Source organism: Vibrio sp. 2033 (assembly GCF_033339735.1).
In genome coordinates, this window is sequence record NZ_JAWOVC010000027.1 from 22,354 (window position 1) to 38,629 (window position 16,276).

At 45.9% G+C, this 16,276-nt stretch carries 16 protein-coding genes, 1 tRNA gene and 1 riboswitch; of the genes, 6 read left to right on the plus strand and 11 right to left on the minus strand.

Annotated elements, in window-relative coordinates:
- Positions 1-22: 22 nt before the first annotated feature.
- The 4 genes from R7P74_RS22150 (at position 23) to R7P74_RS22165 (ending at position 2,476) form a co-directional block, all read left to right on the plus strand.
- Positions 23-283: a BufA1 family periplasmic bufferin-type metallophore gene (locus R7P74_RS22150; RefSeq protein ID WP_005378779.1), complete on the plus strand. Its 261-nt coding sequence runs from the start codon at positions 23-25 to the stop codon at positions 281-283.
- A gap of 99 nt (positions 284-382) precedes the next feature.
- Positions 383-1,255, plus strand: coding sequence for an MNIO family bufferin maturase (bufB, locus tag R7P74_RS22155; RefSeq protein ID WP_225474235.1), 873 nt, complete (start codon positions 383-385; stop codon positions 1,253-1,255).
- A complete protein-coding gene (locus R7P74_RS22160; RefSeq protein ID WP_318123190.1) occupies positions 1,252-2,010 on the plus strand; it encodes an HvfC/BufC N-terminal domain-containing protein in 759 nt (252 codons plus the stop codon). The genes bufB and R7P74_RS22160 overlap by 4 nt, the downstream gene beginning before the upstream one ends.
- A 10-nt stretch (positions 2,011-2,020) precedes the next feature.
- A complete protein-coding gene (locus tag R7P74_RS22165; RefSeq protein WP_262628951.1) occupies positions 2,021-2,476 on the plus strand; it encodes a DoxX family protein in 456 nt (151 codons plus the stop codon).
- A gap of 31 nt (positions 2,477-2,507) precedes the next feature.
- Here R7P74_RS22165 and tsrA read toward each other — a convergent pair whose 3' ends face one another.
- Both tsrA and R7P74_RS22175 read right to left on the minus strand, forming a co-directional pair.
- Entirely contained in the window at positions 2,508-2,789 is a 282-nt protein-coding gene (tsrA, locus tag R7P74_RS22170; protein ID WP_005378786.1) for an H-NS-like global regulator TsrA, read from the minus strand.
- A gap of 91 nt (positions 2,790-2,880) precedes the next feature.
- Positions 2,881-4,074 carry a multidrug effflux MFS transporter gene (locus tag R7P74_RS22175; protein ID WP_262628952.1) on the minus strand — a complete coding sequence of 398 codons (1,194 nt, stop codon included), beginning with the start codon at positions 4,072-4,074 and terminating at the stop codon, positions 2,881-2,883.
- Between the two features lie 107 nt (positions 4,075-4,181).
- On the opposite strand from R7P74_RS22175, the gene R7P74_RS22180 reads away from it, so the two are divergent.
- Both R7P74_RS22180 and R7P74_RS22185 read left to right on the plus strand, forming a co-directional pair.
- Entirely contained in the window at positions 4,182-5,123 is a 942-nt protein-coding gene (locus R7P74_RS22180) for a LysR family transcriptional regulator (protein ID WP_005378791.1), read from the plus strand.
- Between the two features lie 203 nt (positions 5,124-5,326).
- On the plus strand, positions 5,327-7,117 hold the full coding sequence (locus R7P74_RS22185; RefSeq protein WP_262628953.1) for an aminopeptidase P family protein: 1,791 nt from the start codon (positions 5,327-5,329) through the stop codon (positions 7,115-7,117).
- 163 nt (positions 7,118-7,280) lie between these two features.
- On the opposite strand, the gene thiH is transcribed toward R7P74_RS22185, so the two are convergent.
- The 9 genes from thiH to R7P74_RS22230 form a co-directional block, all read right to left on the minus strand.
- Positions 7,281-8,393 (minus strand): 2-iminoacetate synthase ThiH, encoded by a 1,113-nt coding sequence (gene thiH, locus R7P74_RS22190; RefSeq protein ID WP_225497181.1) that lies wholly within the window; start codon positions 8,391-8,393, stop codon positions 7,281-7,283.
- A gap of 34 nt (positions 8,394-8,427) precedes the next feature.
- Positions 8,428-9,195 (minus strand): thiazole synthase, encoded by a 768-nt coding sequence (locus R7P74_RS22195; protein WP_005397059.1) that lies wholly within the window; start codon positions 9,193-9,195, stop codon positions 8,428-8,430.
- Positions 9,196-9,200: 5 nt separating this feature from the next.
- Positions 9,201-9,455, minus strand: coding sequence for a sulfur carrier protein ThiS (gene thiS / locus R7P74_RS22200; protein WP_225474231.1), 255 nt, complete (start codon positions 9,453-9,455; stop codon positions 9,201-9,203).
- 38 nt (positions 9,456-9,493) lie between these two features.
- Positions 9,494-10,267, minus strand: coding sequence for a HesA/MoeB/ThiF family protein (locus R7P74_RS22205; protein ID WP_213867442.1), 774 nt, complete (start codon positions 10,265-10,267; stop codon positions 9,494-9,496).
- Positions 10,254-11,669 carry a thiamine phosphate synthase gene (locus tag R7P74_RS22210; protein ID WP_225497179.1) on the minus strand — a complete coding sequence of 472 codons (1,416 nt, stop codon included), beginning with the start codon at positions 11,667-11,669 and terminating at the stop codon, positions 10,254-10,256. Before R7P74_RS22210 ends, R7P74_RS22205 begins: the two co-directional genes overlap by 14 nt.
- Positions 11,669-13,609 carry a phosphomethylpyrimidine synthase ThiC gene (thiC, locus tag R7P74_RS22215; protein WP_005378810.1) on the minus strand — a complete coding sequence of 647 codons (1,941 nt, stop codon included), beginning with the start codon at positions 13,607-13,609 and terminating at the stop codon, positions 11,669-11,671. Before thiC ends, R7P74_RS22210 begins: the two co-directional genes overlap by 1 nt.
- Before the next feature lie 163 nt (positions 13,610-13,772).
- A riboswitch (TPP riboswitch) is annotated at positions 13,773-13,871 on the minus strand.
- A 60-nt stretch (positions 13,872-13,931) separates the two neighbouring features.
- A complete protein-coding gene (crcB, locus tag R7P74_RS22220; protein WP_005378811.1) occupies positions 13,932-14,315 on the minus strand; it encodes a fluoride efflux transporter CrcB in 384 nt (127 codons plus the stop codon).
- 123 nt (positions 14,316-14,438) lie between these two features.
- A complete protein-coding gene (locus R7P74_RS22225) occupies positions 14,439-15,821 on the minus strand; it encodes a multicopper oxidase family protein (RefSeq protein WP_213908357.1) in 1,383 nt (460 codons plus the stop codon).
- 244 nt (positions 15,822-16,065) lie between these two features.
- Positions 16,066-16,142, minus strand: a tRNA-Trp gene (locus R7P74_RS22230).
- Positions 16,143-16,276: the final 134 nt, after the last annotated feature.

The window sequence follows — 16,276 nt, forward strand, 5'->3', positions numbered from 1 at the left end:
AAATCATTCAGAGGAATTTATTATGAAAAAGTCGAATCTAGCTGTTACTGCTGCTGTTACTGGTCTTCTAGCTCTTGGTGGCACAATGCTAACTGCAGCTCCAGCTGTCGCTGCTGAAAAAGAAAAGTGCTATGGCGTTTCTAAAGCAGGTAAAAACGACTGTGCAACAAAAAGCAGCTCATGCGCTGGTACTTCTAAAGAAGATAACCAAAAAGACGCATTCGTAGTCGTACCAAAAGGTCTTTGTGACAAACTCGCTGGCGGTAGCACTTCTTCTTCATAATCTTTTATCGCTAGCTATTGTGAGGATGCGTTGACGCTCAACCAACGCAAAGCCAAGACGCATCCTTCTCTTCCCGCACGATTTGAAAAGGAGTTTCACGTGAAACACCACACCTTCCACGACCTTGTTGGAGTTGGATTAAGAACCCCTCACCTCGATTACTTTAGCCAATCCCAACCTGAGTTGTCTTGGTTAGAAATCCACAGTGAAAACTATTTCCAACCCAACGCTGCAGAGCGCCATCAGCTACAAACGCTTCGCGAGCAATATCAAATTAGCTGCCACGGTATTGGTTTGTCGCTAGGTTCGGTGGAACGTGTTAGTCAAAAGCATCTTGCGCAACTTAAATCACTGATTGACTCAATCGACCCAATTCTTGTTTCTGACCATTTAAGTTGGAGTGAAAACGGCGGTCACTACTTTAATGACCTGCTTCCACTTCCGTATACGGAAGAAGCGCTCAACGTGTTCACTCGTAACGTGAATGAAGTGCAGAATTATTTGCAACGCGAGATCTTGATAGAGAACCCATCTAGTTATGTGAAGTTTCAACATTCGACCATCAGCGAATGGGAGTTTCTTACCGAAGTGCAAAAGCGCACTGACTGTCGTTTATTGCTCGATTTAAACAATGTTTATGTTTCGGCGTTCAACCACGGTTTTGATTGCGACACATACCTAGATGCGATTCCAGCCGACAAAGTGGATGAGATTCACTTGGCAGGTTTTATCATCAAACAACTCGACAAAGGTGAGATATGGATTGATACCCATAGCCGCCCGGTTAGCGATGAAGTTTGGCAGTTGTTTTCACAGTGGACAAAAAAACACGGTCCACGTCATACGTTGATTGAATGGGATTTGGATATCCCCGCGCCAGAAGTCTTATTAGGAGAAGCACAGAAAGCATCGCAACTACTGTTGCAAGGCACACTTCCAAGTGAACAAAGCGAGCCAAGGAAGGCATCATGAATCTAGCCACCTTACAAAGCCAGTTTGCTAAAGCCCTGCACTATCAAGCGCTCGGTGAAGACTGCGATATTGCCAGTGATGAGTTTACCGCTGATGAACGCATACAAATTTACCGCAATAACTTTATCGTCAGCTTAAGCGAAGTGTTGTCCGCGACCTACCCGATGGTTGAAGCGCTGCTTGGTGAAGAATGCTTTGAGCAGATAGCTCGCCAGCATGTTCTTTCTTACCCATTAAAAGAAGGAAATGTGGTGCATTATGGCGAAGGCTTTCAAGACACCATCATGCAGTTTAGTCAGGTGATCGCACAAGCCCCTTACAGCCCTGAAGTCGCACGCTTCGAGTGGCATATCGACCTCGCTCGTCAAGCGCAGTATGAACAACCCAATGCGGCACAATTAAAACCGCTTGCGTTGCTTGGCGAAGTGAGTGAGGAGCAACAACCCGCTTTGGTTTTGCACCTTAAACAAGGCTGCCGAAGCTTTGACTCCAGCTACGCAGTATTTGATTTGTTTAGCGCGATTCAAACTGGCCAATTCGAACAACTTAATATCAACCAATTACAGCAAGGTGTCATCTCGATTCAAGCCAATGGAGAAGCCTTGTGTCACGCACTCGATGCCGATGTTTTCCAACTGCTGCAATGTTTAGAGCAGAAACAGAGTTTGAGCGAAATGCCTGAAGTTTTACTCGCTCATCTCAATAGCATCATGGCACTCGATCTCGTTGACGGCTTTACATTGAAATCAATCTAAGGAGCACTCTATGACGGATACGGTTAAAAACTTAGTGTATCGGTACGACCATTTAATCAATACCTTACAAGCTGGCTTTGTCCCTTTACTACTTCTCTTTTGTCGCTTGTGGGTTGCATGGGTATTCTTCAATTCAGGGCTAATCAAAATCTCGTCTTGGGATAGCACACTGTACTTGTTTGAGCTGGAATACCAAGTGCCAATACTGCCATGGGAATTGGCGGCTTACTTAGGTACGGCTGCAGAATTGGTTCTACCGGTGTTCTTGGCACTAGGATTGATTACCCGCCCGATGGCAGCAATTCTGTTTGTGTTCAACATCATCGCAGTGATCTCTTACCCACTGTTGTGGGAGAAAGGTTTTTATGACCACCAACTTTGGGGATTGATGATTCTTATCGTAATCGTATGGGGGCCAGGACCGCTGTCTTTGGACCACATCCTGAAAAAGAAAATGACGAGCTAAAAAAATCCCCGCATCATGCGGGGATTTTTTATTATTTATTCAAGTAAGCCAGTAGCTCTTCTGCTGAGATACCTTGCTGAGCGAGGTCTTTTGCCATCTGCTCGACTTGTTCATCTTTGCGTGACTCAATCACTTGCTGAAATTGGTACACGATATCACGCAAAATTGGCAGAGGTACTTGTTTAGCCGCACTACGAATACGCTCGGAGCTTTGATTACCCAGCTCATTAAGCAACTTGCCAAACATCACCTTTTCTGGTGAATCTTCCATTTGCTCTAGAATACGAGCCATTTCATACGTGGTTAACGACATTACTTTTTGAGTTCCGTTATGGTGTCAGGAAAAGTCTGAGTGACAAATATACACGCCTTACTTACATTGGAAAATACTAAATTACACTGATTTACGCTTTCGCAAAGCTCGAGTGCCAGTTCTTCCCTGCTTTTGTAAACAGAACGACCAACGCAGGTAATAGGACCCACATATGAATTGCGATCAAGGTTTGTGGATCCAGAGATAAGCGTTGCAGTGTACCCACCAACAAACCAGAGCCACTCATTTGGAACAATCCAAGCAGTGCAGCTGCCGTGCCCGCCTTATCACCAAACGGTTCTAACGCTTTCCCTGCCGCTGCACCCAGAATGAATGCAAAACCTACAGAAGACATAAAGATAGGTAACATGAAAGAAAGCGCGGTATTCTGACCATTCATCACTAGCATGATCACACCTGCGAGACCCAGAGTTGAGATCCCGGTGACCAAGGTGTTGTGAGTTCCAACGCGCTCCATAAACTTAGGCGCCAGCATACATGCCGCAATGTTTATCACCGCATTCACACCAAACCAGAAAGTGAATTCATTCATCGACAGCCCCATCCCCGTCATCAATACCGACGGTGCGGAGGTAACGTAAGCAAGAATAACCGCCATCGCCATCAAGCATAATGACGCATGGAAAACAAAAGATGGTGTGCTAAGCACTGCCCAATACCGACTAAGCTTAAACACGGCTTGCTTTTCTGTTGACGGGTTAGTCTCTTTCATCATGAAAAACATCAATGATCCAGACACCACAGCAAAACCCGCCATAAAGCTAAAGTTAGCACGCCAGTCAAATTGCTGAGTTAACCAGCTACCTAGAATTGGAGCTAAAGCAGGAATGAAACAAATCGCACCGTTAAGGTAGCTGATCATTTTGCCGCTTTTTTCCGGGCCAAAGATATCGCGAACTGTTGCAAAGGCTGCTACCGATGTCGCACACGCACCTAAGCCTTGTAGCAGTCGGGAAACCAACATCCACTCAATATTTTGAGCACTCCACGCCAATAAAGCGCTCATCGTGTAAATGGTGATACCGCCCAATGCAACAGTTCGACGTCCGAGTTTATCTGCTAGGGGACCTGCGAATAGCTGACCAACACCCATAGCAAATAAGAACCAAGTGATCGTGTCTTGTGCTAGCGCATTATCGACCTGAAAAGTGGAAGCAATAAGAGGTAAAGCAGGTAGATAAATATCAATCGCTAAAGGACTGAAAAGAACCAAAAGGGTCAATAACGCCATCTGTTTTTTACTATTAGAAAACTGGCTAGACACACAACACTCCGAATTGGATAAAGAACTTTGGGTAAAGCTTAATCATCTGATGATATGAATGGAAATGATGTATAATCATGAGCATTATTCCTCAGAGGAAATTCACTGTGAATGTCGAAAAACTGGCTCGTATCGATTTAAATCTATTGGTCTGCTTTAAAGTGCTGATTGAAGAGTTAAACGTTACTCGTGCGGCCCACCGATTGTGCTTAAGCCAATCTGCCGTAAGTAAATCACTGGCTAAACTGCGCATTCAATTTGATGACCCTCTTTTCACTCGAAACTCACATGGATTAACACCTACGCCGCGCGCATTGTTTCTTAAACCGAAACTGGATCTGTTGATAAATCAGTTAGAAGTGCTGACTCAACCCGAAGAGTTTTCTCCGCAAAGCAGTGAATACCGTTTTCAAATAGCAGCGGTAGAGAGTGTCTACCCTCTCATTCTACCCCATTTCTTACCGGCGATTTTTCAACAAGCACCTGGCGTGACAATTAGCACACACCCGTGGTCGGATAATACATTTAAAATGCTTCAACGCGGCGAACTGGATTTAGGCTTAACTGGAAAAGATATCGATATAAACGATGCCAAGCTGACTCTTCAACCACCCGATGACATTTGCGAGTTGGAAATTTATCGTGATTACCAAATGTGCATTATTCGCAAAAACCACCCTGCGCTAAAACAACCTTGGAATCTGGAAGCCTATCTCGCCCTACGCCATGTACAAGTACGTTGTGATGGCAACGACCGTTGGTTGCTGGATTATCGCCTTGCAGATATTGGCGCCGACCGCGATATTGCCGTCACTGTGCCCGACTTTAACAGTGCCGCAAGTCTATGTTCATACACCGACTTTATCTTTACTGCGCCAAGTCATTTTGTGCAACTTGCGGCCAAACAGCTTGATTTGGTCGTGCTGCCACTACCGTTAGAATTCCCACCTATGGCTTACACTTTATTCTGGCACCGAGACAGAGAAAACGACCCTGCATTAGGCTGGCTACGTACGATGATCACACAAAAAACCGATCACCTTAGATAAAAACACCGCGCTCAATTTGCGCTTAGCGGCTAAAATGAGTAGCTTAACTGTCGTAGTCCTTTTTGGCTCATCTATGGCCTAGTTGTACTCCGACTCTATTGAAGTGATTGCGAACCTCAATGGAATCGTAAACTGCATGAAGCAGATGGAAACAGCTCCCACACCTGAGCATGAAGGAGCGGTAATTTGAAGGAATAACACAGATGCACAACGATACCCAAAGCCGCGTGAATGCAATTCGCGAATGGCTAGCACAACATAATATTGATGCCCTACTTGTCCCTCATGAAGACGAGTACTTGGGTGAATACGTACCAGCGCACAACGAGCGTTTACATTGGCTAACTGGCTTTACTGGTTCTGCTGGTGCTGCGGTAATCACCAAAGACAAAGCCGCTATCTTTGTTGATGGTCGCTACACAGTACAAGTAACAAAGCAGGTTCCTGCTGATCTATTCGAATACCGTCACTTGATTGAAGAGCCTGCACTAGATTGGATTAAAGACCATCTTGCAAATGGCGCGTCTGTGGCAATCGACCCTCGCATGCACAACGCTGCTTGGCTAGGCATGGCACAAGCAAAACTTGCTGGCGCACTTGAGCTTAAGATTCTCGATAGCAACCCAATTGATGAACTGTGGCACGACCGCCCTGCTCCTGTGGTTTCTGATGTTCGCCTAATGGCAACAGAAGCAGTTGGTCAGTCAAGTGAAAGCAAACGCCAAGAAATCGCAGAGCTCGTGAAAAAAGCCGGTGCAGACAGCGCAGTGATCACAGCACTTGATTCTATCTGTTGGTTGCTCAACGTTCGAGGTCTAGATGTCTCACGTCTACCAGTTCTGCTTTCTCACGCGATTCTGCACTCAGACTCAAGCGTGGAATACTTCCTAGATCCTGCTCGCCTACCTGCTGAGTTTGACGCTCATGTTGGTGCCGGCGTGACGGTTCATCACCCAGAAGCATTGCAAGCACGACTAGAAAACCTAACTGGCAAGAATGTACTGGTTGACCCTGCGACAAGTAACGCGTGGTTTAAGCTGGTTCTTCAAAACGCAGGCGCATCTGTGGTGAGTAAAGCTGATCCATGTCTAATGCCAAAAGCAGCAAAGAACGCAGTTGAAATCGCAGGCATGAAAGCATGTCATATCCGCGATGGCGTAGCGATGAGTAAGTTCCTGTCTTGGTTAGATGCTGAAGTCGCTGCTGGTAACCTGCATGATGAAGCGACACTGGCAGACAAACTGGAAGCATTTCGTAGCGAAGACCCGACACTTATGGACCTTAGCTTCGATACTATTTCAGCGGCAGGTGGCAACGCGGCGATGTGTCACTACAATCACGAGAACCAACCTGAACCTGGCAAGCTAGAACTGAACACACTTTACCTAGTGGATTCAGGCGGTCAGTACCTAGATGGCACTACCGACATCACGCGTACCATCGCGATCGGTCAGCCTTCACAAGAGATGATTAAACAATTCACTCTCGCGCTAAAAGGCCACATCGGTGTTGCACGTGCACGTTTCCCGAAAGGCACACGTGGTTACCAAATCGATACGCTAGCTCGTCAGCACCTGTGGGCGGAAGGCTACGATTACGATCACGGTACCGGTCACGGTGTTGGTCACTTCCTAAGTGTTCATGAAGGTCCAGCAAGCATTTCGAAGAAGCAAATCGACGTGCCTCTAACAGAAGGTATGGTGCTATCAAACGAGCCAGGCTACTACCGTGCAGATGCGTTTGGTATTCGTATCGAGAACCTAGAGCTTGTTGTTGAAACCCCAACTAACGGTGACTTCCCTGTTCTATCATTTGAGTCGCTAACACGCTGTCCAATCGACAAGCGCAATATCAACGTTGATATGCTAACTCGTCCAGAGCTTGCTTGGTTGAATGATTACCATCAGAAGGTATGGGATGAGATCAGCCCACTTGTTGAGGGTGATGTGAAAGAGTGGCTTCGTCAAGCAACGCTACCAGTAGCACACAGCTAGAAGCTAGAAGCTAGAAGCTAGAAGCTAGAAGCTAGAAGCTAGAAGCTAGAAGCTAGAAGCTAGAAGCTAGAAAAAGTAGAGGGTTGATGTTTTGCATCAACCCTCTTTTCTTTACTTATGTTTCACGTGAAACATAACGATGACCTGTGGCTTGCTTTGCTACTTAACCAGAATAAGCCGAGTGCCAATCTCGCCATACAGGGTCAAACCCGTTGGCTCGAATCATATCTTCCACAGAACCTGCGCTTCGCTCATCACTGATCTCAAACTGCTCGAGTTCAACATCATCCATCGCATAACCACCCGGCTGAGTTTTCGATGCGGCAGACATACTGGTAATGCCTAAAGGCAATGCGTTATCTCTAAACTTCGGTGACTCACGAGTCGATAATGACAACTCCACTTCTGGATTCAACAAACGATAAGCGCAAATCAGCTGAACAAGTTGCTTATCCGTCATGACTGATTTTGGTTGGAGCGCGCCCTCACAAGGACGTAAACGTGGGAATGAAATTGAGTAACGAGTCTGCCAATACGTGCGCTCAAGATAGTCCAAGTGCGCTGCCACATAAAAACAGTCGGTACGCCACTCTTCCAACCCTATCAAAGCACCGATACCGATCTTATCAATACCCGCTTTTGCAAGACGATCGGGTGTATCCAATCGGTATTCGAAATCCATCTTGTTGCCACGCAAATGGTGCTCGGCGTAAGTCGAAGGATGATACGTTTCTTGATAGACCATCACCGCATCCAAACCCAATGTCTTGAGCTCAGCGTATTCGTCTTGATCAAGTGGCTGTACTTCCATCGCCAAATAGTTAAAGCGCTTCTTAATCATAGGCACCATTTCGCGGAAGTATTTCATACCCACTTTAGTTTCGTGCTCGCCAGTCACCAGCAATACGCTATCAAACTTCATGCGTTTAATGGCTTCAACTTCTGCAGCCACTTCGTCCCTATTCAAAGTACGACGCTTGATTCTGTTCTCCATAGAGAAGCCACAATAAGTACAAGCATTGGCGCACAAGTTAGAAAGGTACAGTGGAATGTAAAGCGACATGGTATTACCAAAACGCTTGCGAGTTGCCGAGTATGACAGCTGCGCCATTTGCTCTAAGTACGCTTCAGCCGCTGGTGAAATTAGCGCTTTAAAGTCTTCCAAATCACGCTTGGGTTTATTCAATGCTCGCTCGACATCTTGTGCCGTTTTCGCGTAGATCGACATCGAGATGTCATCCCAATTAAGCTGCTTAAATTGTTCAACGAAGCTCATGTTTTCCTCGCTTAATAGCTAAACCAATCTAGGACTAAAGCTCATCTAGGAATGACGTCAGTGGACTCGACGCAACCGCATGAGAAACCTTACCGGCAAGTCCAGCTTCATAAGCCATACGCCCGGACTCTACCGCCAACTTAAATGCCTTCGCCATCGCAACGGGATCGCTCGAAGCTGCAATCGCTGTATTGACGAGCACGGCATCCGCGCCCATTTCCATCGCACGCGCGGCATGTGAAGGAGCACCAATACCCGCATCAACAACGACAGGAACATTAGCTTGGTCGATGATGATCTCTAGGAAATCGTGAGAAACTATCCCTTTGTTAGAACCGATCGGCGCACCTAATGGCATGACTGCAGCACAGCCTACTTCTTCCAATCGTTTACACAGAACCGGGTCAGCATGACAATAAGGAAGGACAATGAAACCCTCACGAACCAGCTGTTCAGCGGCTGCAAGTGTCTCAATTGGATCTGGCATCAAGTACTTCGGGTCTGGATGAATTTCCAGTTTTAGCCAGTTAGTACCCAACGCTTCTCGCGCCAGTTGTGCAGCAAACACAGCATCTTTAGCATTCTTTGCACCTGATGTGTTTGGCAATAAGTTCACACCCGCTTGTACTAACGGCAGCAAAATATCGTCTTGTTGGTCGTTCACATCCACACGCTTCAACGCCATAGTCGCAAGTTGAGATCCCGACACTTGAATCGCTTCTGCCATTAATCGGCTGTTGGCAAACTTCCCGGTTCCCGTGAACAGTCTTGATTCGAATTGTTTATCACCAATTTTAAGCATCGACTTTAACCCCCTGCGATCGCTTGAAACAAAGAGATGCTATCTCCCTGTGAAAGAACTGTGCTAGCCCACTCACTGCGCGGCACAACATTGTTATTAATTGCAAAAACACAGCCCATTTCAGGCAGCGCAAATTGACTAATGATTTGCTGTAGATTCGACTCACTGGCAACTTGATGTGACTGGTCATTAATGACAATAGTGATCATATCTAGGTCAGCAGCGGTCATTTGTGTTGTTTGTTGTTCTGATAACGTCATTGCTTCCAACTCTCTTAATTCTGCCCATTACTCGTAAACTAAATCTGAGCACACACTTGGCACTGTTTGTCTTTGCTTATCGCCATGGTTTGCCATTGCAGCTTCAATCCATCGAACAGGTGTAACTTGGCAGTCTCGACATGAAACTTTCCCGTCGCCATTTTTTGAATTGCCGCTATCGCTTGGTAGTTGCCAAGTGTACCCACCACCGGACCGACGACACCGCTCTCACTGCACTTTTGCGTTTGCGGTAATTCGTCGAACGGATACAAACAGCGGTAACAGGCTTTACTCTGCGCTTCTTGTTCACTTGGTGTTTGGTAATCAAAGACAGCGAATTGCCCTTGCCAACCAATTGCCGCCGCCGAGATGAGCGGCGTATTTTGCTCGAAACAAACTTGGTTAATTAGCTGGCGCGTTGGCATGTTATCGGTGCAGTCGAGCACCACATCCGCTAGCATCACCTCAAGCTGCAGCTGTGCTTTGTCTAATCGCTTATTAAGAGCGCGAATTTGAACCATAGAATTAAGGTCAGTCAGTTGCTTTACAGTCGCTTTTGTTTTCGCAACTTGGAGGTCTTGTTCGCGATAAATGATCTGGCGTTGCAGGTTACTGCTATCAACTTCATCGTCATCGACCACAACCAATTTACCAACACCCGCTGATGCCAAGTACAAACTCGCTGCGCTCCCTAACCCACCACAACCGATGATCAGCACATGCGATTTGCTCAAACGCTCTTGCCCACTTTCAGCAATTTCAGGCAGAGCTACTTGGCGTTGATAGCGAAGGAACTGCTTATCCGTGAGCATTCTCGCCTCTCTTGGTATGCGCTAATTCACTATTCTGATCAGTAAACGTTAGCTGTCTTTCTTTCATCAGTTGTGCAAAGAACTCAATGACGGACTGAGGTGATTCTGCCAACGTAATAGCTCGCACAACTGCCAAACTAGAGACGCCCATGCGCCAAACTTGGTCTGCATTAGATTGGTCAATACCACCAATCGCAACCGTCGGAAAGCCAAGCACATAGTCACTTACTTCTTTGTCTTTTGAAGTTCTGAAAGCAGCCTCTGTATTTGTATAAGGAATGCTATCAATCAGCTTTTGATACAAAGCCAAGCGCACCAAACCTTGTGGTTTCGATGGCATCTGTTTTGTGGTGGTTGGGAAAATATGCCCTAGCGCGATGTAACTAGGATGAATTTGTACGATGCGCAGTAGCTCATAATAACCATGAGTAGAAAGACCAAGACGAATGCCGGCTTTAGTTATCTGAGCCAAATTCGATTCTTCTATGTCTTCTTGTCCTAGGTGAACGCCATAAGCGCCATGCTTGATTGACAACTGCCAGTAGTCATTTATGAACACTTGTGCTTGATACTGACGACCTAGCTCAATTGCTCGAATGATCTGTTGTTCTAAATCGGCTTGTTGTGGGTTCTTGATTCGCAGTTGAATAGTGTTGATGCCTAGTGGCAGTAGACGCTCAATCCAAGCAACATCATCAACGACTGGATAGAGCCCTAGACTTTGCTTAGTCAGAGTTGGAAAGCTAACGCTCTCGCCTTGTGCAGACCAACCAACTTGAATACCTAGTCGGTTATCCTCCAGTACAGGTGTGGGGAAATCATCAAATTGGTCAGCCCACCGAGTAGATCTTCCCTCATCAAGGTTGTCATTCAACAGTGTTTCACGTGAAACATTCGCTTGCTGAGTTAGCATTCCTCGAGCAAGTGTTAACGCATCTTCGATAGGAAAATCGAGTACTGTCAGCGTTACTATCCAAGCAAGGTGATGTTCAGGATTGAACATTGCGTTGAATTTGGACTTAACGGAAAGCGCTCTCACTTCGTTGTTAATTGGGTGACGCCAGATATCAAGCTGAAGCACTTTCTCCTTTTCATCGGATACCTGCGTATCAGCAATGCCAATATAAATCGCTTTCGACGGTTGCTTAGCACACGCTTCTACCGATAAAGCAGAGCGGTAATGGAACACAAATGAACTCTCATGCTCAGAGTCATAACCATCAATAAGATCTGTCGTTATACGTGTGGTCTGTTGGTCGCGAACAAGCTGAATAGATTGAGTTGGGCTCACACCCAACTCAATGTCTTCGATGCTAAAACCCTGTTCTTTCGCCAACAACAAACATTGCTGAACTAAACCAGTCAGTTCAATCAATGATGACGGAATAAGGATTTTGCTCATTAGTCACTTACCTCGGCATGTGCTGCTGGGTGGTATAGTTCAGAACCTGACTCTCTAAATTCTTGCGATTTCTGACGCATCCCCTCAAGAGGATCATCCAGCATTTTGATCGATATAGCTTGGTCCGCAGCAACTTGCTCAGTGTCTTTCGCATACTCTCGTACCTCTTGCGAGATCTTCATCGAGCAGAACTTTGGTCCACACATCGAACAGAAGTGAGCAACTTTGCCGGACTCTTGAGGCAAGGTTTCATCATGGAAAGCACGAGCAGTATCTGGGTCGAGCGACAAGTTAAATTGATCTTCCCAACGGAACTCGAAGCGAGCTTTAGAAAGCGCATTATCACGAACTTGAGCGCCAGGGTGCCCTTTCGCTAAATCAGCGGCGTGCGCAGCAAGCTTGTAAGTGATCATGCCTACTTTCACGTCTTCTTTGTTTGGTAAGCCAAGATGCTCTTTAGGAGTTACGTAGCAAAGCATTGCACAGCCATACCAACCAATCATGGCAGCGCCGATGCCTGAAGTAATATGGTCGTAACCAGGAGCGACGTCTGTCGTCAGCGGACCAAGGGTATAGAAAGGAGCCTCATGACAGTGCTCTAACTGCTCTTCCATGTTCTCTTTGATCATATGCATTGGAACATGACCAGGACCTTCGATTATCACCTGTACGTCGTATTCCCACGCTATCTTGGTCAACTCACCAAGAGTGCGAAGCTCTGCAAATTGCGCTTCGTCGTTAGCATCGGCTACCGAGCCAGGGCGCAGACCATCACCAAGAGATAGTGCGACATCGTACTTAGCACAGATTTCACAGATCTCTCGGAAGTGGGTATATAAGAAGCTTTCTTGGTGATGCGCTAAACACCATTTCGCGATGATAGAACCACCACGAGAGACGATGCCAGTAACGCGTTTTGCAGTCATTGGCACATAACGAAGTAGTAAACCGGCATGGATAGTAAAGTAGTCAACGCCCTGCTCTGCTTGCTCAATCAGGGTATCGCGCATCACTTCCCAGTTAAGGTTTTCCGCAACACCGTTCACTTTCTCAAGCGCTTGGTACATTGGCACGGTACCGATCGGAACCGGACTGTTACGTAGAATCCACTCGCGAGTTTCGTGAATATTGCGTCCAGTAGAGAGATCCATAACGGTATCGCCACCCCAGCGCGTCGCCCACACTAGTTTCTCTACTTCTTCTTCAATCGAAGAAGTGACCGATGAGTTACCGATGTTGGCGTTCACTTTGACCAAAAAGTTACGCCCAATGATCATTGGTTCGGATTCTGGGTGGTTGATATTAGAAGGGATAATAGCGCGACCTTCGGCGACTTCTTTACGCACAAACTCTGCAGTAATGTCCTTTGGTAGGTTCGCACCAAAGCTTTGACCCGGATGCTGTTGATTCAGCACTTCATCGCGATACTTGGCACGCCCCATGTTTTCACGCAGCGCGATATATTCCATTTCTGGGGTAATAATACCTTTGCGAGCATAGTGCAATTGGGTCACACAATGGCCATCTTTGGCACGTCGAATACGTGGTAGATTACCGTAACGAAGATCGTCTAGTGTTTCGTCTTCTAAGCGTTCTTTGGTGTACACCGAGCTTACTTCATCAAGTAGCTCAGTATCGGCACGCTCTTCAATCCACCCTTCTCTCAGCTTAGGTAAGCCGCTATAGAGGTCTATGGTGTGCTCTGGATCTGTGTATACACCCGAGGTATCGTAAACGCGTACTGGCTCATTAGGCTCGAAAATAGGCGCTTCTTTTGTGCCTCCAATAAGGCTATCGGCGAGTGATATTTCACGCATTGGCACACGAATATCTGGACGTGAGCCTTCTACGTAGACTTTGCTTGAATTGGGGTACGGTTGTACCGAGAGTGTATCAATGAACTGTTTTGCTTCCAGTCTCGCTTGTTTGCGACTCGACATAGCATTTTTCCTTGCTTTGTTATACTAGATAAAAAGTAATTGGATAAAAATGCTTGGCGGATAGATGCGACAAGAGGAGTCAAATTAAGGCTAGTTAAAGCTTACGATATTTGCCTGTAACAACATTCGACTTTTGATAGATCAACCAGAAAGAACTCCGGTGTGAATATCTTCTCTTGTTCCCTTCGCAGATTCTAATCTGATCAGGTTCAACGGATCCCGAATTAACGGTCTCAGCCTTATGGCACTCCGACAAGTGATGTCAGTATATAAAAACGGCTTGGTGAAACCAAGCCGACCTGTTCAATTTTTAACTACTTTGCTAGCTGCGCATCAATAATTGAAAGCCTATCCACGCAGCTGAAATACTTAACACGACATTCAACAATACGTTCAACCCCATCTTAAAGAAAGCGCCCTGCTGCATAAGCAACACATTATCCATCGAGAAGGTGGAAAACGTCGTTAGTGCCCCTAAAAAACCCAAGCCAATCACTTGTCGCCAAGGTTCCGTTGCCAAAAGTTCATTATCGAAAGCTGCTATCAATAAGCCCATCATAAATGAGCCAACAACGTTAACGGTTAACGTACCATATGGAAAACCACGCCCCAATAAAATGACACAAAGTTCAGAAATTAAGTAACGAGAACATGCACCAAATGCACCACCCAATGCAATAAAACCCAAAACGGATAGTTGTCCCATAATTCCCCCAGAAAATTTAATGGCGACATTGTAATCAAATTTACGGCAATAGTGATTATACAATCTTAGAATTCAGCAAAGTATAGCGCTTAAAACTTATCAAGATTTTAAAAGTTACAGGAGTCACTTTACTTCAATGTAACCCATCAAACCCGTCTTCATATGTTCAATTACATGACAATGGTACATCCAACGCCCTGGGTTATCTGCAACAAATGCCGCTTTCGCACTGCCGTTTTTTCCAAGTAAGACCGTATCGGTATGAAACGGTTCGTCGAGTTTTTTGCCATCTAACTCAAGAACCGTAAATGTGTGTCCATGAAGATGAATAGGATGATGATATTGGGTGACGTTCTTTAGGTTGAAGATATAGGTTTTTCCCATCTCCAATGTTGAAAGCGGCGCTGGAATATTATCTTTGCTCATTCCCTCCCAAGCCCGTTTGTTCATCAGCCAGAACTTAGGTATCGCTTTGCCCGATTTATCAGCAGGAGTGATCGCCCCCTCCCACTCAAACACATAATCGATTTGCTCTGCATTTTTCAAATCGAGAGCTGGCACAGGGTTGAGAGGTAATAAAGGCAGTTTCTGGTTGCTCGGCAAGTCAGACTCAACAACGTCAAACTCGCACAAAGGGAATGGGAAGCGTCCTTTCATTTGACGCACATAAACACGTGTTCCAGCCTTCGGAGCAATCAATCCGACATCTAACCTCATTCCTGGACCAATTTTATGCTGAGTGAGCTTATAAGGCGTTTTAACAGGGTTACCATCAATAGCAATAACCCAAGCCTCTGCACCTTCAATAGCGATCGGGTAAGTAATGGTGTTATCGACGTTAGCAATTCTTAATCGCGTGGTAGCATTCTGCTTCAGCGTATAAACAGGTTCATGCACACCATTGACGCTACTCCACTCTCCGGGAGTCCCCATACGAGCGCTCAAGCGCGGTACCATAAGGTTCTTCCACTGACCTTGTTTGTCTAAATGCCAATGCTTTAGAACTATTTCCTGTTCTTCATCAAATAGAACAGGCTCAGCCTCTTCAACGATAATTAGCCCAACTAAGCCCATACCAAGTTGCTTAACGCTATTCATGTGGGGGTGATACCAAAACGTGCCTGCATCTGGTGGTGTAAATTCATAAACGAATGTTTCACCCGGCATGATAGGCGGCTGGCTTAAGAAAGGTACACCATCCATTTCAATAGGGATTCGCAAGCCATGCCAGTGGATTGTAGTCGGCTCTGAAAGCTTGTTAGTAAACCGAATTATAACTTTCTCGCCTTGGCGACAACGAATCACAGGCGCTGGAATCGAACCATTAAATGCGAGTACGTCTGTGTTAAACCCAGGGACCAATTCTGCAGTAGAAGGTTCTGCAGTGATATCGTATATATATTGCCCCTGCTTATTAGTGCTCCTAGATAGAGAACATGCAGGTAGAACGGCAAGCGCGGAGATTGCTAAGGATGATTGAAGAAAGCGTCGACGAGATATATCCATACATAGTTACTCATTAATCCAGATCGGTTGAGTGTAACTAAATATAAATAGTGATTCCCCTTTATTATTAAAATTTCGGGCCACTGATCATTACAGCTAACTGTAGTTTCGTTCGTTCAGTAGATTAAATGCTGCCAAAGTACAGCAGAAAACCATACTTACGGGATAAGAGTAGAAATAAGCTGTAATAATGAGAAGAAACCAGATACAAAAAAGGCTCTGACCTAAGTCAGAGCCTGATATGTGGCAGGGGTGGAGAGATTCGAACTCCCAACACGCGGATTTGGAATCCGCTGCTCTGCCAATTGGAGCTACACCCCTATAGAATTTTCATATTCTAGATTTGACAAAACCTCGCATAAGCGAGGTTGTCGATATTAAGTGGCGGAGTGGACGGGACTCGAACCCGCGACCCCCGGCGTGACAGGCCGGTATTCTAACCAACTGAACTACCA

Excerpts from the sequence above, each read along its gene's own strand:
- thiS (WP_225474231.1), bottom strand. The coding sequence starts at position 9,455 with ATGACGTTATCAGAACAACAAACAACACAAATGACCGCTGCTGACCTA.
- R7P74_RS22165 (WP_262628951.1), top strand. The coding sequence starts at position 2,021 with ATGACGGATACGGTTAAAAACTTAGTGTATCGGTACGACCATTTAATC.
- tsrA (WP_005378786.1), bottom strand. The coding sequence starts at position 2,789 with ATGTCGTTAACCACGTATGAAATGGCTCGTATTCTAGAGCAAATGGAA.
- R7P74_RS22210 (WP_225497179.1), bottom strand. The coding sequence starts at position 11,669 with ATGAGCAAAATCCTTATTCCGTCATCATTGATTGAACTGACTGGTTTA.
- R7P74_RS22205 (WP_213867442.1), bottom strand. The coding sequence starts at position 10,267 with ATGCTCACGGATAAGCAGTTCCTTCGCTATCAACGCCAAGTAGCTCTG.
- thiC (WP_005378810.1), bottom strand. The coding sequence starts at position 13,609 with ATGTCGAGTCGCAAACAAGCGAGACTGGAAGCAAAACAGTTCATTGAT.
- R7P74_RS22225 (WP_213908357.1), bottom strand. The coding sequence starts at position 15,821 with ATGGATATATCTCGTCGACGCTTTCTTCAATCATCCTTAGCAATCTCC.
- R7P74_RS22185 (WP_262628953.1), top strand. The coding sequence starts at position 5,327 with ATGCACAACGATACCCAAAGCCGCGTGAATGCAATTCGCGAATGGCTA.
- R7P74_RS22160 (WP_318123190.1), top strand. The coding sequence starts at position 1,252 with ATGAATCTAGCCACCTTACAAAGCCAGTTTGCTAAAGCCCTGCACTAT.
- crcB (WP_005378811.1), bottom strand. The coding sequence starts at position 14,315 with ATGGGACAACTATCCGTTTTGGGTTTTATTGCATTGGGTGGTGCATTT.
- R7P74_RS22150 (WP_005378779.1), top strand. The coding sequence starts at position 23 with ATGAAAAAGTCGAATCTAGCTGTTACTGCTGCTGTTACTGGTCTTCTA.
- thiH (WP_225497181.1), bottom strand. The coding sequence starts at position 8,393 with ATGAGCTTCGTTGAACAATTTAAGCAGCTTAATTGGGATGACATCTCG.
- R7P74_RS22195 (WP_005397059.1), bottom strand. The coding sequence starts at position 9,195 with ATGCTTAAAATTGGTGATAAACAATTCGAATCAAGACTGTTCACGGGA.